Source organism: Lachnospira eligens, assembly GCF_009680455.1.
GTDB classification, from domain to species: domain Bacteria; phylum Bacillota; class Clostridia; order Lachnospirales; family Lachnospiraceae; genus Lachnospira; species Lachnospira eligens_A.
This window is the reverse complement of record NZ_WKRD01000005.1, coordinates 243,841-266,945: the sequence shown is the minus strand read 5'-3', so window position 1 is coordinate 266,945 and position 23,105 is coordinate 243,841. Positions and strand designations below refer to the sequence as shown.

Annotated in this window: 23 protein-coding genes; 19 read left to right on the top strand and 4 right to left on the bottom strand. The window is 36.9% G+C overall.

Going from position 1 to position 23,105, the window contains the following annotated elements; all coding sequences use genetic code 11:
• Positions 1-54: 54 nt before the first annotated feature.
• From rimO to GKE48_RS08420, 10 genes are all read left to right on the top strand, one after another.
• A complete protein-coding gene (gene rimO, locus GKE48_RS08465; protein ID WP_055215364.1) occupies positions 55-1,386 on the top strand; it encodes a 30S ribosomal protein S12 methylthiotransferase RimO in 1,332 nt (443 codons plus the stop codon).
• Positions 1,387-1,929, top strand: coding sequence for a CDP-diacylglycerol--glycerol-3-phosphate 3-phosphatidyltransferase (gene pgsA, locus GKE48_RS08460; protein ID WP_022098676.1), 543 nt, complete (start codon positions 1,387-1,389; stop codon positions 1,927-1,929).
• 2 nt (positions 1,930-1,931) lie between these two features.
• A complete protein-coding gene (locus tag GKE48_RS08455; protein ID WP_055285676.1) occupies positions 1,932-2,420 on the top strand; it encodes a CinA family protein in 489 nt (162 codons plus the stop codon).
• 622 nt (positions 2,421-3,042) lie between these two features.
• The gene (gene recA / locus GKE48_RS08450; RefSeq protein WP_012739356.1) at positions 3,043-4,113 is read left to right on the top strand and encodes a recombinase RecA; all 1,071 of its coding nucleotides are present in this window, start codon (positions 3,043-3,045) and stop codon (positions 4,111-4,113) included.
• Positions 4,114-4,127: 14 nt separating this feature from the next.
• Positions 4,128-4,781: a regulatory protein RecX gene (locus tag GKE48_RS08445; protein WP_022098674.1), complete on the top strand. Its 654-nt coding sequence runs from the start codon at positions 4,128-4,130 to the stop codon at positions 4,779-4,781.
• Between the two features lie 101 nt (positions 4,782-4,882).
• Positions 4,883-6,391 (top strand): ribonuclease Y, encoded by a 1,509-nt coding sequence (gene rny, locus GKE48_RS08440; RefSeq protein WP_416388735.1) that lies wholly within the window; start codon positions 4,883-4,885, stop codon positions 6,389-6,391.
• 193 nt (positions 6,392-6,584) lie between these two features.
• Positions 6,585-7,871: an aspartate aminotransferase type Ic gene (locus GKE48_RS08435; protein WP_334296467.1), complete on the top strand. Its 1,287-nt coding sequence runs from the start codon at positions 6,585-6,587 to the stop codon at positions 7,869-7,871.
• Positions 7,872-7,982: 111 nt separating this feature from the next.
• Positions 7,983-8,780 (top strand): pyrroline-5-carboxylate reductase, encoded by a 798-nt coding sequence (gene proC, locus GKE48_RS08430; protein ID WP_022098671.1) that lies wholly within the window; start codon positions 7,983-7,985, stop codon positions 8,778-8,780.
• Positions 8,781-8,804: 24 nt separating this feature from the next.
• On the top strand, positions 8,805-9,356 hold the full coding sequence (locus GKE48_RS08425) for an NUDIX hydrolase (RefSeq protein WP_022098670.1): 552 nt from the start codon (positions 8,805-8,807) through the stop codon (positions 9,354-9,356).
• A 47-nt stretch (positions 9,357-9,403) separates the two neighbouring features.
• The gene (locus tag GKE48_RS08420) at positions 9,404-9,955 is read left to right on the top strand and encodes a stage II sporulation protein M (RefSeq protein WP_022098669.1); all 552 of its coding nucleotides are present in this window, start codon (positions 9,404-9,406) and stop codon (positions 9,953-9,955) included.
• Here GKE48_RS08420 and GKE48_RS08415 read toward each other — a convergent pair.
• Positions 9,929-10,957, bottom strand: coding sequence for a 3-deoxy-7-phosphoheptulonate synthase (locus GKE48_RS08415; protein WP_022098668.1), 1,029 nt, complete (start codon positions 10,955-10,957; stop codon positions 9,929-9,931). The genes GKE48_RS08420 and GKE48_RS08415 overlap by 27 nt on opposite strands.
• A gap of 158 nt (positions 10,958-11,115) precedes the next feature.
• Between GKE48_RS08415 and GKE48_RS08410 the strand changes: the two genes are divergently transcribed.
• From GKE48_RS08410 to GKE48_RS08385, 6 genes are all read left to right on the top strand, one after another.
• Positions 11,116-12,291, top strand: coding sequence for a phosphopentomutase (locus tag GKE48_RS08410; protein ID WP_022098667.1), 1,176 nt, complete (start codon positions 11,116-11,118; stop codon positions 12,289-12,291).
• Positions 12,292-12,303: 12 nt separating this feature from the next.
• Positions 12,304-13,608: a pyrimidine-nucleoside phosphorylase gene (locus GKE48_RS08405; protein WP_154300847.1), complete on the top strand. Its 1,305-nt coding sequence runs from the start codon at positions 12,304-12,306 to the stop codon at positions 13,606-13,608.
• An 85-nt stretch (positions 13,609-13,693) separates the two neighbouring features.
• Positions 13,694-14,536, top strand: coding sequence for a 5-dehydro-4-deoxy-D-glucuronate isomerase (gene kduI, locus GKE48_RS08400; RefSeq protein WP_012739346.1), 843 nt, complete (start codon positions 13,694-13,696; stop codon positions 14,534-14,536).
• Positions 14,537-14,618: 82 nt separating this feature from the next.
• A complete protein-coding gene (locus GKE48_RS08395) occupies positions 14,619-15,416 on the top strand; it encodes a gluconate 5-dehydrogenase (RefSeq protein WP_012739345.1) in 798 nt (265 codons plus the stop codon).
• Positions 15,417-16,193: 777 nt separating this feature from the next.
• The gene (locus tag GKE48_RS08390; protein ID WP_041688101.1) at positions 16,194-16,442 is read left to right on the top strand and encodes a hypothetical protein; all 249 of its coding nucleotides are present in this window, start codon (positions 16,194-16,196) and stop codon (positions 16,440-16,442) included.
• 103 nt (positions 16,443-16,545) lie between these two features.
• On the top strand, positions 16,546-16,974 hold the full coding sequence (locus GKE48_RS08385; protein ID WP_055285664.1) for a hypothetical protein: 429 nt from the start codon (positions 16,546-16,548) through the stop codon (positions 16,972-16,974).
• Between the two features lie 50 nt (positions 16,975-17,024).
• Here GKE48_RS08385 and GKE48_RS08380 read toward each other — a convergent pair whose 3' ends face one another.
• A complete protein-coding gene (locus GKE48_RS08380) occupies positions 17,025-17,639 on the bottom strand; it encodes a peptidylprolyl isomerase (RefSeq protein WP_055285662.1) in 615 nt (204 codons plus the stop codon).
• 174 nt (positions 17,640-17,813) lie between these two features.
• Here GKE48_RS08380 and GKE48_RS08375 point away from each other — a divergent pair, with 174 nt between their 5' ends.
• Together GKE48_RS08375 and GKE48_RS08370 are read left to right on the top strand one after the other, a co-directional pair.
• Complete coding sequence (locus tag GKE48_RS08375) at positions 17,814-18,731, top strand: ABC transporter ATP-binding protein (protein WP_154300846.1); 918 nt, start codon at positions 17,814-17,816, stop codon at positions 18,729-18,731.
• Positions 18,731-19,978 carry an ABC transporter permease gene (locus tag GKE48_RS08370; protein WP_022098660.1) on the top strand — a complete coding sequence of 416 codons (1,248 nt, stop codon included), beginning with the start codon at positions 18,731-18,733 and terminating at the stop codon, positions 19,976-19,978. The genes GKE48_RS08375 and GKE48_RS08370 overlap by 1 nt, the downstream gene beginning before the upstream one ends.
• 49 nt (positions 19,979-20,027) lie before the next feature.
• Here the strand turns inward: GKE48_RS08370 and GKE48_RS08365 are convergent, their stop codons facing one another.
• Complete coding sequence (locus GKE48_RS08365) at positions 20,028-20,897, bottom strand: polysaccharide deacetylase family protein (protein ID WP_022098659.1); 870 nt, start codon at positions 20,895-20,897, stop codon at positions 20,028-20,030.
• 123 nt (positions 20,898-21,020) lie between these two features.
• Positions 21,021-22,265: a D-alanyl-D-alanine carboxypeptidase family protein gene (locus GKE48_RS08360; RefSeq protein ID WP_154300844.1), complete on the bottom strand. Its 1,245-nt coding sequence runs from the start codon at positions 22,263-22,265 to the stop codon at positions 21,021-21,023.
• A 126-nt stretch (positions 22,266-22,391) separates the two neighbouring features.
• On the opposite strand from GKE48_RS08360, the gene GKE48_RS08355 reads away from it, so the two are divergent.
• Positions 22,392-23,093 carry an ABC transporter ATP-binding protein gene (locus GKE48_RS08355; RefSeq protein ID WP_154300843.1) on the top strand — a complete coding sequence of 234 codons (702 nt, stop codon included), beginning with the start codon at positions 22,392-22,394 and terminating at the stop codon, positions 23,091-23,093.
• Positions 23,094-23,105 lie beyond the last annotated feature (12 nt).

Below are 23,105 nucleotides of genomic sequence, written 5' to 3'. Positions count from 1 at the left end.
ATTTGCAAAAAATGTGTTACAATGAGGAGTACTATGCAGGAGGTAATGCAGTATATGAAGATTATGTTTGCATCTTTAGGTTGTGATAAAAACCTTGTAGATACAGAGAATATGCTTGGAATCCTTAACGATAAGGGCTTTGAGTTTACAGATGATGAAACACAGGCAGATGTTATTGTTGTCAATACATGCTGTTTTATTGGTGATGCCAAGCAGGAGAGTATCAACACGATACTTGAGATGGCACAGCACAAGGAAGATGCTGTGTGTAAGGCGCTTATTGTTACAGGATGCCTTGCTCACAGATATAAGGATGAGATTATCAAAGAGATTCCGGAGGTTGATGCATTTTTAGGAACAACTTCTTATGACAAGATTGCGGAGGTTGTTACTTCAGTGCTTGAAGGTAAGGGTTTTAATGTCGTTGATGATGCCAACAGACTTCCTATTGTTAAAGAAAAGAGAATTATTACTACGCCAGGATATTTTGAGTACCTTAAGATAGCGGAAGGATGCGATAAGCATTGTACATACTGCATAATTCCTAAGGTTCGTGGTAATTTCAGAAGTTATCCTGTTGAGTATCTTGTGGAGCAGGCAAAGCACCTTGTACACAATGGAGCAAAAGAGCTTATACTTGTAGCACAGGAGACAACTCTTTATGGAACAGACCTTTACGGAAAGAAATCACTTCCAATGCTTATACATGAGCTTGCCAAGATTGAAGACCTCAAATGGATAAGAATTCAGTACTGTTATCCGGAAGAGATTAATGATGAGCTTATCGAGGCTATTAAGAATGAGCCTAAAGTCTGTCATTATCTTGACATGCCAATCCAGCATGCAAGTGATAATGTATTAAAGCGCATGGGAAGAAAGACAGATAAGCAGGAGCTTCTTGATATTGTTGCGAAGCTGAGAAAAGAGATTCCGGACATTGCATTAAGAACAACTCTTATTGCCGGCTTCCCGGGAGAGACACAGGCTGACCATGAAGAGGTTATGGAATTTATTGATGAAGTTGAGTTCGACAGACTTGGTGTATTTACTTATTCAAGGGAAGAGGATACCCCGGCTGCAACAATGCCGGACCAGATTGACCAGGATATAATGGATACGTGGAGAGACGAGCTTATGGCTCTGCAGCAGGAAATATCTATTGACAAGTCAGCACAAATGGTTGGAAAGACTATTGATGTTATGGTTGAAGGCTATATTGCAGAGGACAATACTTATGTCGGACGTTCGTACAAGGATGCACCTAATGTTGATGGAATGGTGTTCTTTGAATGTGACAGGGAACTTATGTCAGGAGATTTCGTATCTGTAAAGATTACCGGTTCAACTGAATATGATTTAATGGGAATAATGGAGGAAAATGTTTAAATGAATTTACCTAACAAACTTACAATTGCAAGAGTTATTATGATTCCTTTGTTTCTGATATGTCTGTATCTTAACATTGGATGTGGCAAATATATTGCAGTAGGAATATTTATTCTTGCAAGCTTAACAGACCTTTTAGATGGTAAGATTGCAAGAAAGTATAATCTTGTTACTAACTTCGGAAAATTTATGGATCCACTTGCAGATAAGCTTTTAGTATGCTCTGCACTTATTGCACTTGTTGACCTTAACAGAATTGCAGCATGGATTGTTATTATTATAATTGCAAGAGAATTTATTATTAGCGGATTCAGACTTGTTGCATCAGATAATGGTGTTGTTATAGCTGCAAGCTATTGGGGAAAGTTCAAGACAGCATTTCAGATGATTACAATTATTATGCTTGTTCTTAATCTTAATGTACCATTTATGAATATTATTAATACTGTTCTCATATATATATCATTAGGATTGACAGTGATTTCTCTTATTGATTATATTGCAAAGAATTATAAAGTTTTTCTGGAAGGTTCGGGTAAATAATAATGGTTGATTATCTCAGCTGTCTTGATAAGGCTCTTGTTGAGACATTAAAGAACAAATCCCTGACTATAACTACAGCTGAGTCATGCACAGGCGGCATGGTTGCTTCGTCTATAGTTAATATAAGCGGTGCTTCAGACATTTTTAAAGAAGGATATATTACATACAGTAATGAAGCCAAAGAGCGTATTCTTGGAGTTAAACATGCAACTCTTGAAGAATATAAGGCTGTGAGTGCTGAAACTGCTGCAGAGATGGCAGAGGGCGCATTAAGAATATCCAAAGCAGATGTCAGTGTTTCTGTAACAGGTGTAGCAGGTCCTTCAAGAGAGGATGATAAGCCTGTAGGGCTTGTGTATATCGGATGTTGCTATAAAGGTGAGACACATGTTAAAGAATGTGATTTGTCAGGCGACAGGCACACGATAAGGTGTCAGTCTACGAAGGAAGCACTTAAGTTTGTTCTTGATATAATTAAGACTAACAGGTAGAGATTATTGTAATTATTAGTTTTATTATATTATTTACTATATTATTTGCTATGGCGTTGAAGACCTACTATTAAGCTTGAAAGATGGCTTGAGTAGGTCTTTTTTGCTGGGATTAGAGTGGGCTGGAGCGAGCTGGAATGTGAAGACCTACTAAGTGAGTGAGATGTGAGTGTTGAGTAGGTCTTTATCCTTCAGAATTATCTTTTACCAAGCAGAAATATAAAAAAAGACCTACTACATCATGCAATTCCAAAGATTTAGTGGGTCATCAAGCATAGACACATTGTTTAAAATGTAAAAAAAGACCTACAAAACAAAGAGAATATTGCTTTTAGTGAGTTTTATAACGACATCGGATTCAATATTACAATGAATTGATACAGGTATCATTCGAGAGGTTGTGCAAGTAAAAAAGATTTTGTTAAATTTATGCATAAAATATTATATTAAGATACAATAATATAAAATAGGCGTTTACAAAATATATATAATATGATATATTCTTACTATTCCAGTATACAAACAAACATAACGAATAAATGTTCGAAAGGTTCTTGACAATGCAGACATAATAAGATATTATTTAGAAAACGAACACATGTTCAAAAGGAGAGTTTAAGGTATGGTTAATGAAGATAAGATGAAAGCCCTTGATGCGGCAATTTCTAATATTGAGAAACAGTTTGGTAAGGGCTCTGTAATGAAGCTTGGGGAATCAACAGCTAATCTTAATGTTGAATGTATTCCTACAGGTTCTTTAAGTCTAGATATCGCTTTGGGAATCGGTGGAGTTCCTAAAGGAAGAGTTGTAGAGATATATGGACCTGAATCAAGTGGTAAGACAACAGTTGCACTTCATATGGTTGCTGAAGTACAGAAGAGAGGCGGTATTGCAGGTTTTATTGATGCAGAGCATGCTCTGGATCCTGTATATGCTAAGAATATTGGGGTTGATATTGATAATTTATATATTTCGCAGCCTGACAGCGGCGAGCAGGCGCTTGAGATTACAGAGACTATGGTAAGATCTGGTGCAGTCGATATTGTAATTGTCGATTCAGTTGCAGCTCTTGTTCCTAAAGCAGAGATTGATGGTGATATGGGCGATTCACATGTAGGTCTTCAGGCAAGACTTATGTCACAGGCATTAAGAAAGCTTACACCTGTTGTAAGCAAGAATAACTGCGTTGTTATATTTATCAACCAGCTTCGTGAAAAGGTTGGTGTTATGTTTGGAAATCCGGAGACAACTACAGGTGGTCGTGCACTTAAGTTCTATTCTTCTGTAAGACTTGATGTAAGAAAGATTGAGACACTTAAGCAGAATGGTGAGGTTATTGGTAACAGAACCAGAGTCAAGATTGTTAAGAATAAGGTTGCCCCTCCATTCAGAGAAGCAGAGTTTGATATTCTTTTTGGAAAAGGTATATCTACAGAAGGAGATCTTGTTGATCTTGCTTCTAATGCAGGTATTATCCAGAAGAGTGGAGCATGGTTCTCATATGAGGGCAATAAGATTGGACAGGGACGAGAGAACGCTAAGCAGTTCCTTCTTGATAATCCAGAGATAAGAGAAGAGGTTGACAGAAGAGTAAGAGAACACTACGGAATTGTGGACGGTGTTAAGGAAGCAGAAGCATCTGATGATGCTAAGCAGACTAAGGCTAAGAAGAAAGCAGATACAGAAGAGTAATATTAAGGTGGGTTATGGAAGATAATATTGAACTTATTGTCACATCCATTAAAGAACTTACTAAGAAACGCAGGCTTGTATATATTAATTATGAGCCTGCATTTGCTTTATATGCAGCAGAATTAAGAAAGTTTGGAATTAAGGATGGAGAGTCTGTCAGGAAAGAAGCATATGATTCTCTGATAGATGATGTGTTATCTAAGCGTGCAACGGTAAGAGCGATGGCATTGCTTAAGAATAAGGATTATACAAGAAAAGGTTTAGAGGACAAGCTTAGAGATGGATATTATCCTGATATGTGTATAGATTATGCATTAGAGTATGTAACCAGGTTTGGATATATTAATGATGAGCGCTTTGCAGAGAATTATGTTAATTTTAAGGCAGGTAATAAGCCAAGAAGACAGATTGAACTTAAGTTAAAGCAGAAAGGCGTTGATGCAGATATTATCAGCAGGGTTTGTGATGAATTCTATGAAGATAATAGTGATATAGAATTAGAACAGGCAAAGGCATTTGTTGAAAAGAAACATATAGATATAGAGAACGCTGATTATAAAGAGCTTCAGAAGGTCAAAGCTGCATTATATCGCAGAGGATTCAGTATGGATATTATTAATAAAACATTGGATTCTAAGGGGCTTTTCCTTGACATAATCGACAATTGAGTATAATATTAGATTGTTGTATTTTTTGTACAATGAAAACTAAATAAGGAGGTGCTCCTGCGTTGATTCCAATAGTAATCGCAATTATTGCTACTTTAGTGATAGTCGCTCCTATTACTTGGCTTATCTCGTCTAATGCAATCAACAAGCGTAACGATGCAACAATCGGTAATGCCAATGAGAAAGCAAGAGAGATAATAGATGAAGCTCTTAAGACAGCTGAAACCAAGAAAAAGGAAGCTCTTTTGGAAGTCAAGGAAGAGTCTTTAAAGACTAAGAACGAACTTGAGAAGGAAACTAAGGAAAGACGAGCTGAGATAAGCAAGTATGAAAAGAGAGTTCTTTCAAAAGAAGAGACACTTGACAGAAAGATTGAGGCTGTAGAGAAACGCGACTCTAACATTACCAGGAAAGAAGAAGAACTTGGTAAACAGAAGCAAAAGGTTGAAGAACTTGAGAAGAAGAGACAGCAGGAACTTGAACGAATCTCAGGATTGACCTCCGAACAGGCAAAAGAATATCTATTAAAGACTGTTGAAGACGAAGTTAAACATGATACTGCTGTAATGATTAAGACATTAGAAAGCAGAGCGAAAGAGGAAGCAGACAAGAAGGCTAAGGAAATTGTTGTTAATGCAATTCAGAGATGCGCCGCAGACCATGTGGCTGAGACAACAATATCAGTAGTTCAGCTTCCTAATGACGAAATGAAAGGCCGTATTATTGGTAGAGAGGGTAGAAATATCAGAACTCTTGAAACACTTACAGGTGTTGAACTTATCATTGATGATACACCTGAGGCTGTAGTTTTGTCGGGCTTTGATCCGGTAAGAAGAGAGGTTGCAAGAATCGCTCTTGAGAAGCTCATACTTGATGGAAGAATTCATCCGGCAAGAATTGAGGAGATGGTTGAGAAAGCCCAGAAAGAAGTCGAGACATTAATTAAAGAAGAAGGTGAAGCTGCAACCCTTGAGGTTGGTGTACATGGTATCCATCCAGAGCTTGTAAGACTCTTAGGTAAGTTAAGATTCAGAACAAGTTATGGACAGAATGTTTTAAAGCATTCTATTGAAGTAGCACAGCTTACAGGTCTCTTAGCTGGAGAGTTAGGACTTGATGTTAAGATGGCTAAGCGTGCTGGTTTATTACATGATATTGGTAAAGCTGTTGACCACGAGATGGAAGGCTCACATATTCAGTTAGGTGTTGATCTTTGTAGAAGATATAAAGAATCAGCTCTTGTTATTAATGCAGTAGAAGCACATCATGGAGACGTTGAGCCAGAAAGCTTAATTGCTTGTCTTGTACAGGCTGCTGATACAATTTCAGCTGCAAGACCTGGTGCAAGAAGAGAAACGTTAGAAACTTATACAAACAGACTGAAACAATTAGAAGATATTACCAACTCATTCAAGGGAGTTGAGAAATCCTTTGCCATTCAAGCAGGTAGAGAGGTTCGTGTTATGGTAGTTCCTGAAGTCGTTAGTGATTCAGATATGGTAATCATGGCTCGTGACATTTCTAAGCAGATTGAGGATCAGATGGAATATCCTGGTCAGATCAAGGTTAGTATTGTCAGAGAATCAAGAGCTGTAGATTACGCAAAGTAAACTAACATAAACCAAGGCTGTTACATAATGTTAATTCGTTATGTGACAGCCTTTTTTGATTTTAACACACTTAATTTAATTAAGCATTTTAAAGAGATGTTTTAAAATATTAAGTTATTTTTAAAAATATTTGCAATTATGAATTATACATTGTAGAATAGAGCATGTTGATTATATGCTGATTAGGAGGAAGATTATGCAGTACAATGATATGAGTAAAGAAGAGCTTTTAGCTTTAAAGGAAAGCTTGAACAAAGAGTATGCAGAAGCTAAGGCAAAGGGGCTTGCGTTAGATATGTCAAGAGGTAAGCCCTCAGCTAAGCAGCTTGATGTTTCATTAGGACTTCTTGATACAATCAATAGTTCATCAGACCTTAAGGCTTTAGATGGAACAGATTGCAGAAACTATGGTGTTTTAGATGGTATTCCAGAAGCAAAGAAGCTTATGGCAGATATGATGGGAACAACACCAGATCATGTTATTGTGTATGGAAACGCAAGTCTTAATATTATGTATGACCAGATTTCAAGAGCATACACACATGGTATTCTTGGTAATACTCCATGGTGCAAGCTTGATAAGGTTAAGTTCTTATGTCCAGTTCCTGGATATGACAGACATTTTGCAATCACAGAAAGATTTGGAATTGAGATGATTAACATTCCAATGTCAGAGTCTGGTCCAGATATGGGTATGGTAGAAGAGTATGTAAGCAAGGATGCTTCTGTAAAGGGTATCTGGTGCGTTCCAAAGTATTCTAATCCTCAGGGATATACATATTCTGAAGAAACAGTTAAGAGAATGGCTGCACTTAAGCCAGCTGCTGAAGATTTCAGAATTTTCTGGGATAACGCTTATGTTATCCATGATTTATATGATGACAATAAGGATGAGATAGCTGATATCATCAGTGAATGTGAGAAAGCTGGTAACCCTGATATGGTATTTGAGTTTGCTTCAACTTCTAAGGTGAGCTTCCCAGGTTCAGGTATTGCAGCACTTGCTTCATCTGCTAATAATATTGCAGATATCAAGAAGCAGCTTACAATCCAGACAATTGGACATGATAAGCTTAATCAGTTAAGACATGTGAGATTCTTTAAGGATATCAATGGACTTAAGGAACATATGAGAAAGCATGCTGAGTTTATGAGACCTAAGTTTGAGGCTGTTGAAAGTGTTCTTGAAGAAGAACTTGGCGGACTTGGAATTGGTTCATGGACAGAGCCTAAGGGTGGATATTTTATATCATTTGAAGCTCTGGATGGATGTGCCAAGGCAATAGTTGCAAAATGTAAAGAAGCAGGTGTTAAACTTACAGGTGCAGGCGCAACATTCCCTTATGGAAAGGACCCTAAGGACTCTAATATAAGAATTGCCCCATCATTCCCAACTCCAGAAGAGATGAAGCAGGCTGCTGATCTTTTTGTACTCTGCGTAAAGCTTGTAAGTGTAGAAAAGTTACTTGAAAACAAATAATTAAATGAATATAATTAATATAAGCTTGCTTTTTATAAGCAAGCTTATTTAATAATCGGGTATATAATAATCAGATGTTATATATCATGATATAGTTGGGAGGATATACATATGGCTAAGATTGGTTTTATTGGAATGGGTAACATGGGATATGCAATGCTTAAAGGTGCTTTGGCAGCATTTTCACCATCAGATATTATATTTTCATCACCTAACAGAGAAAAATGCGAAAAAATATCATCTGAGACAGGTGTAAGATTTGCAGAAAGTAATGCTGAATGTGGCAACAATGCCAAGTATATTGTGCTTGCAGTAAAACCACAGATGTATCCAACAGTACTTAAGAATATTGTAAATGTGGTAACAGAAGAAAGCGTTATTATATCAATAGCACCGGGAATTACCATTGCGTCTATAAAGAATGCTCTTGGAAGCAATATAAGAGTTGTAAGAGCAATGCCTAATACACCTGCACTTATCGGGGAAGGAATGACAGGAGTAGCATATAATGCATCTGATTATTCATTTGATGAAAGAGATGTTATAGATAAATTCTTTACTTCATTTGGTAAGGTTGTTTACGTTGATGAAAAGCTTATGGATGGAGTAGTATGTGCAAGTGGCAGTTCACCTGCTTATGTATATATGTTCATTGAAGCCCTTGCTGATAGTGTTGTAAAGTATGGCATTAAGAGAGATGATGCATATAAGATGGTTGCCCAGACTGTCCTTGGTTCGGCAAAGATGGTACTTGAGTCAGGGGAACACCCGGCAGTACTTAAAGATAAAGTGTGTTCTCCTGGTGGAACAACAATTCAGGCTGTTTCTGCACTTGAAGAGAATGGTTTCAGAAATGCACTTATCAAAGCAACTGACGCCTGCTATGACAAATGTACAAGCATTAAGTAACATTTTTATATAGAAAGGCTGAATATGAAAGAACATATTAAAAGAGTGGATAGAATTCTTAAATATAAGGGTTCAATACTTGATATATATACAGATGTTATAGAGACTCCCGACGGACATAGGGCAGAATGGGATTATATTGACCACAGAGGAGCAGCAGCTGTTGTTCCTGTGTTAGATGATGGACGTCTCCTCATGGTAAGACAGTACAGAGACGCACTTGACAGAGAGACGATTGAGATTCCTGCAGGTGGTCTTAATGGCTGGGATGAGCCGACAATTAATGCGGCGGCAAGAGAACTTGAAGAAGAGACCGGATACAGGTCAGATAATCTTACCAAGCTTGTATCAGTTGTTACTGCGGTTGCGTTCTGCAATGAAGTGGTAGATGTATATCTTGCAACAGGTCTTGTAAAAACAAGTCAGCATCTTGATGAAGATGAATTCATAGATGTAGAAAAATACACAATGGATGAACTTAAAGACATGATATTTGCAGGAACGATACAGGATTCCAAGACAATTTCAGCAGTTCTTGCTTATGATGCCTTACTTAACCGTAAAAAGAATAATTAAGACAAAGTCTTCATATATTGATTCAAAGTACATTTTGATGGATATATATGAAGGCTTTTTTATTGTGGGTAATTAAGAATGTAAGATTTGTTGCATTAATTATTGCGGGAATTATACTTGGTACATGCTTTATAAAAATGTGGCACTATGGTGATGTGTTTTCAACTGAATATCTGATTGTATACATTAATTCTAATGCTGCATATGCAAATGTATGGCAGGAGGTGCTATCTTACAGATTAAGGAAGTTCATAACATTGGTAGTATTCATGATTACCCCATTCAGAAAATTGTATGTATACTGGCTGTGTCTATACAATGGATTCTGCCTTGGAATATGTATGACAAAGGCTGTTATGTATCACGGTGCAGGGGGAGTAGTTATGGTTTTGGTATGGCTGTTTCCACATTATCTGTTATATATAATGACCGTTCTCCTTATGTGTCATTATTTTCTAAACAGAATTGACATTTTAAGAAGAACGGTCATTATTGTGAGTATGTCATTGTTACTTACATTAATCGGAACATTTGCAGAAAGCTACATTAATCCCGACATAATGAAAATGTTTTTAAATAAGGTCTGCAATATCGTATAAAAGCTTTTCAGATTCAGCCCATCCGAGGCATGCGTCTGTGATTGATTTTCCATAAACACCGTCGCCAACCTTCTGGTTACCCGGCTCAATATAACTTTCAATCATAACACCCTTAACAAGCTTCTTAACATCAGCAGAGTGATGGCAGCTGTGAAGAACTTCCTTGACGATACGGATCTGCTCAAGATACTGCTTACCTGAATTGCTGTGGTTAGCATCTACAATAACAGCAGGATTCTCAAGATCTCTTGCAGCATACATGTTATAAAGTCTTATTAAATCCTCATAGTGATAGTTAGGAATAGTCTGGCCGTGTTTATTTACGGCACCTCTTAATATTGTGTGTGTAAGAGGATTTCCAGGTGTATTAACTTCCCAGTTTCTGTATATAAATGTCTGCTTAGACTGGGCAGCAACTACAGAATTTAACATAACTGAAAAATCTCCACTTGTAGGATTCTTCATTCCGGCTGGAACATCAATTCCTGAACATACAAGTCTGTGCTGCTGGTTTTCAACTGATCTTGCACCAACGGCAACATATGAAAGAACATCTGAAAGATACCAGTAGTTTTCAGGGTAAAGCATTTCATCAGCAGGACTAAGATGTGTCTCTTTCATTACATCAATATGCATTTTTCTGATTGCAACAAGACCGGCAAGAAGATCAGGCTTCTTTTCAGGGTCTGGCTGGTGAAGCATTCCTTTGTAACCTACGCCTGTCGTTCTTGGTTTGTTAGTGTAAACTCTTGGAATAATAATAACTTTGTCTTTAATCTTCTCCTGAACCTTAACAAGTCTTGATGTGTAATCAAGGACAGCAGTTTCATTATCTGCTGAGCAAGGTCCGATAATAACAAGAAGTTTGTCTGATTTGCCGGTTATAACATCAGCAATTTCAGCATCTCTTTCAGCTTTTAATGTTTTTATTTCTTCTGGTACAGGGTACTGTTCTTTGATTTCAGTAGGCGTAGGAAGCTTTGTGACGAACTCGAAACTCATATAATTTTCTCCTTAAAAATGTATATTCAATTAATTACATTTGCATAAAAAACACAATGTATATGTGATTATAACATTTGTTTTCAAAAATGCAAAATAATAATACAGAAAGTATTCTTTGTGGTACAATATATTAAAGATTGTCGGGAGGCGTGGCTATGAATATTAACAGAATTATATGGATAGTTTTAGATAGTGTTGGAATTGGTGAGGCCAGGGATGCAGCTAAGTTTGGAGATGAAGGTGCAGATACATTGGGACATACTGCAGAGGCTAATGGAGGTCTTGATATTCCTAATATGGTAAAGCTTGGAATAGGCAATATAGACGGTGCACATAACCTTGAAAGTTGTGATAATCCCATCGGGTGTTTTGGAAAACTGGCAGAAGTGTCTGCAGGAAAAGACACGACAATTGGACACTGGGAGATGGCAGGAATATATTCTCCTGATCCGTTTCCTGTGTATCCTGATGGATTTCCAGACTGTATTATTGATGAATTCATTAAAAAGACAGGAATTCCAGGAATACTTTGCAATAAGCCGGCTTCAGGAACACAGATAATTGCTGAACTTGGTGATGAACATGTTGCGACAGGAAAACCAATTGTATATACATCAGGAGATTCAGTTTTCCAGATTGCATGTCATGAAGATGTTGTGCCGGTAGAAAGCCTTTATGAAATGTGTGAGACGGCAAGACATATCCTTACAGGAAAGAATGCTGTAGCAAGAGTTATTGCACGACCTTTTGTCGGGGAGAATGGCAATTATAAGAGAACACCTAACAGAAGGGATTTCTCACTAAAGCCAAGTGAGGATAATATATTGTGCAGAGTCCGTGATAAAGGGCTTGATGTAATCGGAGTCGGTAAGATTCATGATATATTTGCTGGTGTGGGACTTACAGAGTCTAAGCACACTAATGACAATCAGGATGGAATGGATGTAACACTTGATTATATGAAGCAGGATAATAAAGGAATTATATATACTAATCTGGTTGAGTTCGATTCAACATGGGGACACAGAAGAGATTATAAAGGTTATGCAAGGGGTCTTGAAGAATTTGATGATAGACTCGCACAGGTGTTAGACACTATGAAAGACACAGATATGCTTGTTATTACGGCTGACCACGGTTGTGACCCAACCTATAAGGGAACTGACCATACAAGGGAGTATGTTCCGTTGCTTGTATATGGCAAATGTTTAAAACATGGCGTTAATCTTGGAACAGGTGACACTTATGCTGATATTGCACAGACACTGGCTGAGATTTTTGGCACAGAACCGGTTAAGATAGGAAAGAGTTTTCTTAATAAGATTATGTAGGAGGTCTGCATTATGAGAATGGTTGATATTATAGAGAAGAAAAGAGATGGTGGAAAGCTTACTAAAGAAGAGATAGAGTTCTTTGTTAATGGCTATGTCAGGGGGGATATACCTGATTATCAGGCTTCTGCCCTTCTTATGGCAATATATTTCAGAAATATGGATTATGATGAGACTCTTAACCTGACGCTTGCAATGGAAAACAGCGGAGACAAGCTGGATTTGTCGGGGATTAATGGAATTAAAGTAGACAAGCACAGTACAGGTGGCGTTGGAGATAAGACTTCACTTGTTCTTGCACCTATGGTTGCAGCACTTGGCGGCAAAGTTGCAAAGATGAGTGGAAGAGGACTTGGACATACAGGAGGCACGATTGATAAACTGGAAAGTATTCCGGGATTTAACACTTCTCTGTCTGAGGAAGCATTTGTTAAGCAGGTTAATGATATAGGAATTGCAATAACAGGGCAGACAGGTAATCTTGCACCTGCAGATAAGAAGATATATGCGCTAAGGGATGTTACGGCAACGGTCGAGAATATTTCGCTTATTGCAAGCAGTATTATGAGTAAGAAACTGGCTTCTGGTGCTGATGCGATTGTTCTTGATGTCAAGACCGGAAGTGGCGCATTTATGAAAAATGAGGCTGATGCCGTAAGTCTTGCTAAGGAGATGGTTCGTATTGGAAAGGGAGCTGGAAGAAATGTAACAGCACTTATTACTGATATGGACCAGCCGTTAGGATATGCAGTTGGAAATGCACTTGAAGTTATCGAGGCTATCAATACTTTAAAAGGTGAAGGACCAGAGGATTTAACTATGCTTGTCCTTAATCTTGGAACATATATGGTGCTTGCTGCAAGAGATGATCTTGATAAAGAAACTGTAAGAAAAGAATTGGAGAGAGTAATAAGTGACGGAAGTGCGTTGGACAAGATGGCAGAGTTCGTTAAAGCCCAGGGTGGAGATCCTGACGCAGTATATAACACAGATAAGTTAAAGATATCTGATACAATAACAGAGGTGTGTGCAGATAGCGATGGATACATCCAGTCAATCCAGTCTGAGCTGATAGGAAAATCTTCAATGATTCTTGGAGGCGGAAGGGCAGCCAAGGACGATGTGATTGATTTATCAGTTGGAGTTGTGCTTTCTAAGAAAATAGGCGACAAAGTCAGCAAAGGTGATGTGATTGCAAGAATTTACTGTGATAATGCAGAAAAGACTAAAGAAGCAGAAACAATGATTAAGGATGCGTATACATTTTCGCAGGAATTTGTCGAAAAAAATGTACTTATAAAGGGAATAGTTGGTTAATAGTTGTAAATAATTGGATTTTGTGGTATTATAAACACCAAACGGGGCTTTGCCCTAGGTTTGTGAATTGAAAAGGAGAGTTACGATGGAAGTAAGACAGGGTGCTAACGCAAGAGATGTAAAGGGTTATGATACAGAAAGACTGAGAAATGATTTTCTTATCCAGAATCTTTTCCCAGCTGATGATTTCAAGCTTGTTTACAGCCAGATTGATCGTATTATCGTAGGCGGATGTATGCCGGTTAATAAGGAACTTACACTTGAGGCAGGTTCTGAGCTTAAGGCAGCATATTTCCTTGAGAGACGTGAGATGGGTATCTTTAATGTAGGTGGCAACGGTTCAGTTATCGTTGATGGTACTGAATATAAGTTTAAATATAGAGATGGTCTTTATATTGGTATGGGTTCTAAGGAGATTAAGTTCAAGAGCGAGGATTCTTCTAAGCCAGCTAAGTTCTACTTTAACTCAACACCAGCACATAAGACATATCCTACAGTATTCATTGATCCAGAAAAGGATATCAAGGATGAGTTCAAGCTTCAGCTTGGTTCTGTTGAAGGATGTAATAAGCGTCTTAACAGAAAGTATATTTTACCAGGTCAGGTTGAGACATGCCAGTTAGAGATGGGTATCACAACTCTTGAGCCAGGAAGCGTATGGAATACAATGCCATGTCATACACATGACAGACGAATGGAAGTTTATTTCTACTTCGAGATTCCAGAAGAAGATATCGTTGTTCACTACATGGGTGAGCCAACAGAAACTCGTCATATCATCATGAGAAGTGAAGAAGCAGTTATTTCACCAAGCTGGTCAATTCATTCAGCATCAGCTACACATGCATATGCATTTATCTGGGGAATGGCTGGAGAAAACCAGGATTTCGATGATATGGACTGGGTAGACATGAAGGATTTAAAGTAATCCGTCAGTACATATTTTACTAAGGAATGTAACCTGTAGAGGGTTTCATTTATAAATTATTATTAGGAAAAGGAGAATTAAAATGTCAGTTAATTTTTCACTTGAAGGTAAGATTGCATTTGTAACTGGTGCATCATATGGTATCGGCTTCGCTATCGCTAGTGGTATGGCTAAGGCTGGTGCAAAAATCGTTTTCAACGATATTAAGCAGGAATTAGTAGATAAGGGATTAGCAGCTTATAAGGAAGCTGGTATCGACGCTCACGGATATGTTTGCGACGTTACTAACGAAGAAGCTGTTAACGCTACTGTAGAGAAGATTACAAAGGAAGTTGGACCAATCGATATCCTTGTAAACAACGCTGGTATCATTAAGAGAATTCCTATGTGCGAGATGACAGCTGCTGAGTTCAGACAGGTTATCGATGTAGATCTTAACGCACCATTCATCGTATCAAAGGCAGTAATTCCTTCAATGATCGAAAGAGGACATGGTAAGATTATCAACATCTGCTCAATGATGTCAGAATTAGGTCGTGAGACAGTATCAGCTTACGCTGCTGCTAAGGGTGGCCTTAAGATGCTTACAAGAAATATTTGTTCTGAGTATGGTAAGTACAATATCCAGTGTAATGGTATTGGACCTGGTTACATCGAGACACCTCAGACAGCTCCATTAAGAGAGAGACAGCCAGATGGATCAAGACATCCATTCGACTCATTCATCGTTGCAAAGACACCAGCAGAGAGATGGTTAAAGCCAGAAGAATTAGCTGGTCCAGCTGTATTCCTTGCTTCAGAAGCATCAGATGCAGTTAACGGACACATCCTCTATGTAGATGGTGGTATCCTCGCATACATCGGCAAGCAGCCACAGTAATCGTGAACATAGATTAGCGGTGCAGATAACAATAAAGGGCTTGAGACAAGTTTACTTGTCATCAAGTCCTTTTTGTTATCTATAGCGCATGGAATGCGCGTACAAATTGGTTGAAAACCAATTTGTACATACACCGCGGACTACAAGCGCAGTGCGCGAATGATAGAAGAACCAGAGTGCAAGTTTACTTGTAACTCTGGTTCTTTTGTTATTCGCATAGAGCGCGACAGCGCGTGTGGACTGACCGCAGGTCAGGACACGGCACTGCGCAGTAGTGGGACGCACCTGTCCCGTCCACCAATTCCCAGCCGCAAGAGCGAAGCGAGTTGCAGCGTCCGTTTCGGCACAGAGGAATTCTATTGTATATGTGAAGTTATAATCAGCCTGATAGGTTGTCCAATATCCTGTCTTTTAACATGATACCTATAGGTAGTCGTATAAAATGCAACCTTATAGGTAGAAAACACAAGTGTCTATATTTATAATTATATAATAAACCTATAAAACTATTTTAAAATTGTATCTTATAGGTATATGCCCATCTAATCTGATATTAATCACCAAAAATCACCCTAAATCCGTCAAAAAACACCTATAAAGTATATTAAAAAATATAATTTATAGGAAAAGATTCATTTATATGTGTAGAACATGCTTAAATTATTTATAAACAACATATTTAGTAATCAGCCTGATAAACAACCTGAAACATTTATAAAACAATACTTGTAATTAAGCTAATCAATGATAAAATCAAGTAAAAGGGGGGATATGCACATGTCAATATTTAAGAAGAACACAACCAAGAAAGAGATAGAAACATCACTCAATGAAATCCAGATTAATCTTGAGAATAATTACAAGGATTTAGCAATTAAGGCTTTCAAAGACTCATCAGAGCTAGTTGAACGGTATCATAATGAGTCTTTGATTGATGAGAAAGCGTATGGTAAATATAAAGGACAGCTTGATGTATTTGCAAAGAGAATGGAAGGCTACAGTCACAGACTGAATGTGAAATATTAAAAAGTATTGAAAAAAATAATAATATATTGTCAAGATATAGATACGTATGTTATATTAAATATGTAGATACAACCATAACCTGACTTGTGAATGGAGGGGTACTATGAAAAAAGTATTTTTAATTGGGTTTACATTGATGTGTTTTGCTTCTATGGCAGGTTGTAAGACAAAGCCGCCAAAGGTTGCACATCCATATGTGCAGGAGTATGTGGCTGGCAGAGAGCATGGCAATGTAAAAGTACAGGATTTTCTTGATCATGGAGAAGAATTTGCAATTGGGGCAGATGAAAATGGAAAAGCGGTATTTAAAGACCCGCAGAAAGCATTTGAGGCGTTAGTAAGGGATTATTCAGATGGTATTAATCTGATTAGGGATGAGTACAAGCTTGGACCAATCACTCCAAGAAATTTTTATGATTATATGACATATGGCTGGCAGGTTAATACTGGCACAGAAGAAAGCAAGAAACAGGCTGCTTTTGTGACTCAGGTTTTAGATATATATGAGAATAGTTATGATTTTGATAAATAGAATATGTTTTAATATAATAACCGCACCGCGTTTGATGGTGCGGTTATTCGTTAATCCACAACCCTTATAGTACTAATCACAGGCTGTTTACTCTTGTCAGTAATCACCCCATTTTGGTTAGTGTCAGTGCAGTCTTTACATATCTTATCGACAATGTCCATACCGCTTGTGACAGTTCCGAAAGCTGCGTATTGTCCATCAAGGCTAGGAGTGTCTTTTTGCATAATGAAAAACTGAGAACTTGCAGAATTATTTGCAGAAGAGCGTGCCATAGATATAGTACCTCTTACATGGCTTATATTATTTTGGACGCCATTTGACTTGAATTCACCATTGATTTTCTCTGAAGAGCCACCAGTTCCGTCACCATTAGGGTCACCGCCCTGAATCATAAATCCATCAATTACGCGATGAAAAGTCAGACCGTTATAAAATCCTGAATTGGCAAGATTAATAAAATTAGTAACAGTAATCGGGGCAGTATCTGCATCAAGTTCTACCTCAATCGTTCCATAATTGTTTACTTCAATGGCAACATGGTGCTTGCCGGATAACTGAGTGTTTCCATCAGAAGTTGATGAATTACCAGAAGTCTGTCTGTTACATGCAGTCAGGCTGAATAAAAGGCATAATAAAATTATGCTTAATAAATGTTTTTTCATCATTTTAAAATATTCCTTTCTAGAATTAGTGAATCAAGTATAACACTATCAGGCGGTATGTTAAACATCTAATGTGTATATAAACAATTAAAATGTATATAAATTTGACTATCAAAATTTATATACATGTGATACAATTATCAAAGATTTCACAATATATGAGGGGAGATTAATTTAATGAAACTTGAAGTGAAAAATCTTACCAAGTCATTTGGTGAGAAAGAAGTCCTTCACGGCATTTCATTTGATGTGGAAGGCGGCAAGGCATTAGGTCTTCTTGGACGTAATGGCGCAGGAAAGACTACAACTATAAGAATTATTATGGATGTATTTCATGCCAATTCAGGAGAAATATTTCTTGATGGTAAAAAATTTAATCCAAAGGAGCATCTTATAGGATATCTGCCGGAAGAGAGAGGATTATATCCTAAGAAAAAAGTATCAGAACAGCTTGTGTATCTTGGCAGGTTAAGAGGCTTATCTAAGGCTGAAGCTAAGAAGAATACTGATAAATGGCTTAAAAGACTGCAGGTATCACAGTATACAGATGTGAAGTTAGAGACACTCAGCAAAGGTAACCAGCAGAAGGTCCAGCTTGCATCAACACTTGTCTGTGAGCCTGAGATTGTTATATTAGATGAGCCATTCAGTGGACTTGACCCGGTTAATTCTAAGATATTACAGGATGTTGTAACAGAATTGATAGAAGAAGGAAGAATAGTTATATTCTCAAGTCATCAGATGAGCTATGTGGAGGAGTTCTGTGAGGATATAGCAATAATTAATAACGGAGAGATTGCATTATCAGGTGATATTGCAGATATTAAGGCTGAATATGGAAAGAATCAGCTTATAATATCGGCTGTTGGAATGGGAGCAGAAGAACTGGCAGAAAAGTTAAAGACCAGCTGCGAAGATACATTATCTGTAACAGGAATACATAAAGATGGTGTTATAGTAAAGAATATCCATGAGCTTTCTAGAAATGCACTTATTAAAGAAATTATGAATGCTGATATAGAGATAGCATCATTTGACAGCTACAGACCATCACTTAATGATATATTTGTAAAAGCTGTAGGGGGTGACAGATAATGAAGAAGTTCGGAGTAATATTCCAGTATGAGATTATGAATTATATCAAGAATAAAAGCTTTATGATTTCTACAATTGTTATAGCTGTTCTTGCTGCAGTGATACTGTTTCTTCCAAGTGTATTTGATATGTCAGGAATTCTTGGAATTAATAAAGATGATACTGATGATACCGCTGATAATACGGAGATTACTGATGTTATCATAATCTGTGATGAAAAAGACATATTTGCGGGAACAGGAATTGTAGAAGGTGTATTAAATGATGTGAAGATTGAAACTGTTTCGTCAAGAGATGCACTTGTAGATAAGATTGAAAATGATGAAAATGTCATTGCTGGTTTTGTTGTAAAGAATGCAACAGATTTTGAATATGTCGTTAATAATAGTGATATGTTTGATGATATGACGCAGAGATTTACATATGCAATGCAGCTGCTAAGCCAGTATAACTATTGTAAGGAGAATAATCTGGATATGGCAGAGATTGAAAATGCTTTTAATCCGGTTATCAATTCCGAGACAACTGTACTTGGAAAAGACATGATGAGTAATTACTGGTATTGTTATGCACTTATAATTATTGTGTTCATGGTTATCATTCTGTATGGAGTAATGGTAGCAACTTCTGTAACACAGGAGAAATCAAACAGAACAATGGAACTTCTTGTAACCAGTGCTGATACTAACAGCCTTTTCTTTGGAAAGGTACTGGCAGGTACATCTGCAGCACTTTTACAGGTTGGAATTATATTTGCAGTAATACTTGGAAGCTATAAGATTAACAGAGACTCATGGGGTGGATTATTTGATAAAATATTTAATATTCCTTCAGATGTGCTTATAACATTTGCGTTCTTTGGATTTGGAGGGCTGCTGTTCTATGTATTCATATATGGTGCAATGGGAGCGCTTGTGTCTAAGACAGAGGATATTAACAAAAGTGCCGGAAGTGTACAGTTTGTTATTATGATTGTATATTTTATAGGATTATCCCAGCTTAATAATGTAGATGGAATTCTTATGAAGGTTCTTTCATTCCTGCCGATAAGCTCATACAGTGCGATGTTTGCAAGAGTGGCACTTGGAAATGTAAGTTTTGCTGAGATAACTGTATCGTTTGTTATTCTTATTGTAAGCACAATAGCAGTTGGTATATTAGGCTCTAAGATATACAGAATGGGAACGTTAAGATATGGTAATCCAATTACATTAAGAAATGCATTTAAGAATCTTAAGCATGAATAAAAAGAGGGCGGCTAACCTGTAATGGTAAGCCGCCTTTAATAATGCATTATTATAATTTAACTGTTTCGCCGCCTTTTACTTCAACAATAGTACTATTATTTACTGCAAGCCATACTGACTTAACAGAAGGGTTATGAACATATTTGTTATCAGCAAAGAACTCAAGTCTGTCAAACAATTCGTTGTATTCAACAATATCAGAATTGGTTGCATACCAGATATCATCACGGTTAGCAATCATTTCACAGAATTCCTCAATGATTTCCCAATTATTGTTTCTTTCAAATTCAAAGCTGTGTCCCCAGACATACATCATGTAAAGATACTGTTTTTTAGTAAGTGCCATGAACTTCTTGCCAAAATCAATAAGATTATGATTGTGATGACAGGTTGGAACCCAGCACATATAGTCTTCAGGCATAGAAAAACCATTCTCATCCCCTATAAGCATAGGACCATCGGCATTAGCAGCATAGGCTTCTGCAGCTTTAGTGGCAGCGTATTTATCATTAGTAACTCTTGCATATTTGATGCCAACTGATTTAGCAATATCAACTATACGGTTATCGTAAGAACCATTAGGATATGCAAGACCATATATAGGACGTTTAAATATTTTTTCAAGATTATCCTTATCATCGAGAATTTCTCTAAGGGCATTATAATCGTTAAGTCTGATCATTGTAGGATGTGTAAATGTATGGACAGCAATATCATGTCCTTTATAAAGCTCAGGCCATTCCTCCTGAGGAATTCTTATGGCAGGGTCAATAATACCTGTATTAAGGTTAAAGGTTGCTTTAAGATTAAACTTGTTAAAAAGCTTTACAAGACGTCTGTCCTCAATTTTACCATCGTCATAACTGAAAGTAAGAACTTTGAATTTGCCGCCGGGGAATACTTTATATACTTTATTCATAGTTGTTGTCTCCATATTATATAACTAGTTTAAAATCAATGTTCATATTATATAACACAATTATTTTTATGTCATTCTTTTTTTATAATTAATTAGAATAAATCAGAATGATTAAAATGTTTATTAAAATATTTTACGGATTATGTCGAGTGCATGAACTTTTTTGGGAATACTCTGCTTTGCTTTAAGACTGATGCTGCGGATTGGTTCATTGTTTACATATATATTAATTGTTCCATAAATTTGTGCTGAATTGACAGGTGCAGAAAGCATTTCAGGAATATCTGCCTGTATAGTTACTGAATCATCTTCACAGGCAAGAAATTCAATTGAACAGTCAGGTATAAGTTCACAGAAACTATTTTTTCCTTTGGATACAGGAATGTAAAATGTGTATTCATTATTAAAATATTTCTGTCGGCTGTATTGTTTTCCAAGGGCTATAAGATAACGGGCATCACTCCATTTATAATTCTTATTTGGTGGCCAGCCACATGCAAGCAGGGCGATGCACAGTGTCCGGTTTTTGTCTTTGTATGCACATACATAGCAGTATCCGGCTTTGTTAGTGAAACCTGTTTTTCCAGAGATAATTCCTTCATCAGGATTTAAAAGCCTGTTTTTGTTATTTAGCTGGTAATGGTATCTGCCTGTTGTGTCTGAAATTGTTTTAGAAACAGTCTGTGTTATATATAAAAAATCCTCATTATTAATACAATATGCCATGGTTTTTGCAAGGTCATATGCTGTTGTATGATGAAAACTATAGTTATCCTCGGCATCAAGACCATTAGGTGTTATGTAATATGTGTCTGATAAGAGAATATCATCCGCTTTTTCATTCATAAGGCCGGTAAATATATGAACAAGTATTTCACTTTGTTCATGGTTAATCTCAGAAAGAAATGAGGAATCGTAATTATAATTATTGATAAACGGAGTTTCAGACCTTAAAGAAGGATTTTTACATAGTAAGTAATAAGCAGCATTTTCAGCAATTATTACAGCGGAATCATTATGTGATTCAAGCATAAGTGAGTAGTATAGGTCGTTAATTATGAATTGCTCACCAGTTACGGCGTTAAGCTGTACATCAGGCATGGAAGCTGCGTAGGCGGAAGTTGTTACGACAAAATTCTTGTCACAGTTTTCCAAAGCAATAATAAGAGTCATAATTTTAGTTGTGCTTGCCATGCTTACAGCCGTTGTTTCATTGCTGCCAGAAAGTATCCTGCCTGAATCAGAATCAATAAGAACAGAGTATTTTGAATATAGTCCTGCTGCCTGAGTTGTTACAGGACAGAATATGCAACAAACCAACAACGATAATACGAGTATAATAATTGAAAAATTCTTAAATGATTTCATAGAAATTTAATAAAATGTCTTTCTATGATTATATTAAAATGATTTGAATTTATGAGTGCTATAAGGTATTATTATATATAGATTAATATGTGATTTAATACTGTCTGGAATAAAAAAGGAGAAACTATGGCATATATAGAATTTAAAAATGTAAAGAAAATATACAAAATGGGTGATGTAAAGATAAGAGCATTGAATGGAGTGGATTTTAAGATTGATAAAGGCGAATTTGCTGTTGTATTAGGACCTAGTGGTGCAGGAAAGAGTACTATTCTTAACATCCTTGGAGGAATGGATACATGTACTACCGGGGAAATAACTGTTGATGGTAAAAGAATTGACAAGTATAGTTCGAGACAGCTTACAGCATACAGAAGATATGATATCGGATTCGTATTCCAGTTCTATAATCTTGTACAGAATCTTACTGTCAAAGAAAATGTTGAACTGGCAACGCAGATATGTAAAAAGCCTCTTGATATTGTTAAGACAATAGAAGCTGTGGGATTATCTGACAGAATAGGAAATTTTCCGTCACAGTTATCAGGTGGTGAACAGCAGAGAGTTGCCATTGCAAGAGCACTTGCAAAGAATCCTAAGATGCTTTTATGCGATGAACCTACAGGAGCGCTTGATATTAATACAGGAAAAACCATTCTTAAGCTTTTAAGTGATATGTGTAAGAAGAATGGAATTACTGTTGTTGTTATAACACATAATCAGGCAATTTCAGCAATGGGAGATAAAGTTATTAAGATAAAGAATGGTATCGTTGACAGTGTTGTTATTAATGACAATCCTGTTTCAGTAGACGAGATAGACTGGTAATACTATGGAGGC

Coding starts and splice junctions, on each gene's coding strand:
- rimO (WP_055215364.1), top strand. CDS start 55: ATGAAGATTATGTTTGCATCTTTAGGTTGTGATAAAAACCTTGTAGAT.
- pgsA (WP_022098676.1), top strand. CDS start 1,387: ATGAATTTACCTAACAAACTTACAATTGCAAGAGTTATTATGATTCCT.
- GKE48_RS08455 (WP_055285676.1), top strand. CDS start 1,932: ATGGTTGATTATCTCAGCTGTCTTGATAAGGCTCTTGTTGAGACATTA.
- recA (WP_012739356.1), top strand. CDS start 3,043: ATGGTTAATGAAGATAAGATGAAAGCCCTTGATGCGGCAATTTCTAAT.
- GKE48_RS08445 (WP_022098674.1), top strand. CDS start 4,128: ATGGAAGATAATATTGAACTTATTGTCACATCCATTAAAGAACTTACT.
- proC (WP_022098671.1), top strand. CDS start 7,983: ATGGCTAAGATTGGTTTTATTGGAATGGGTAACATGGGATATGCAATG.
- GKE48_RS08425 (WP_022098670.1), top strand. CDS start 8,805: ATGAAAGAACATATTAAAAGAGTGGATAGAATTCTTAAATATAAGGGT.
- GKE48_RS08420 (WP_022098669.1), top strand. CDS start 9,404: ATGAAGGCTTTTTTATTGTGGGTAATTAAGAATGTAAGATTTGTTGCA.
- GKE48_RS08415 (WP_022098668.1), bottom strand. CDS start 10,957: ATGAGTTTCGAGTTCGTCACAAAGCTTCCTACGCCTACTGAAATCAAA.
- GKE48_RS08410 (WP_022098667.1), top strand. CDS start 11,116: ATGAATATTAACAGAATTATATGGATAGTTTTAGATAGTGTTGGAATT.
- GKE48_RS08405 (WP_154300847.1), top strand. CDS start 12,304: ATGAGAATGGTTGATATTATAGAGAAGAAAAGAGATGGTGGAAAGCTT.
- kduI (WP_012739346.1), top strand. CDS start 13,694: ATGGAAGTAAGACAGGGTGCTAACGCAAGAGATGTAAAGGGTTATGAT.
- GKE48_RS08395 (WP_012739345.1), top strand. CDS start 14,619: ATGTCAGTTAATTTTTCACTTGAAGGTAAGATTGCATTTGTAACTGGT.
- GKE48_RS08390 (WP_041688101.1), top strand. CDS start 16,194: ATGTCAATATTTAAGAAGAACACAACCAAGAAAGAGATAGAAACATCA.
- GKE48_RS08385 (WP_055285664.1), top strand. CDS start 16,546: ATGAAAAAAGTATTTTTAATTGGGTTTACATTGATGTGTTTTGCTTCT.
- GKE48_RS08380 (WP_055285662.1), bottom strand. CDS start 17,639: ATGATGAAAAAACATTTATTAAGCATAATTTTATTATGCCTTTTATTC.
- GKE48_RS08375 (WP_154300846.1), top strand. CDS start 17,814: ATGAAACTTGAAGTGAAAAATCTTACCAAGTCATTTGGTGAGAAAGAA.
- GKE48_RS08370 (WP_022098660.1), top strand. CDS start 18,731: ATGAAGAAGTTCGGAGTAATATTCCAGTATGAGATTATGAATTATATC.
- GKE48_RS08365 (WP_022098659.1), bottom strand. CDS start 20,897: ATGAATAAAGTATATAAAGTATTCCCCGGCGGCAAATTCAAAGTTCTT.
- GKE48_RS08360 (WP_154300844.1), bottom strand. CDS start 22,265: ATGAAATCATTTAAGAATTTTTCAATTATTATACTCGTATTATCGTTG.
- GKE48_RS08355 (WP_154300843.1), top strand. CDS start 22,392: ATGGCATATATAGAATTTAAAAATGTAAAGAAAATATACAAAATGGGT.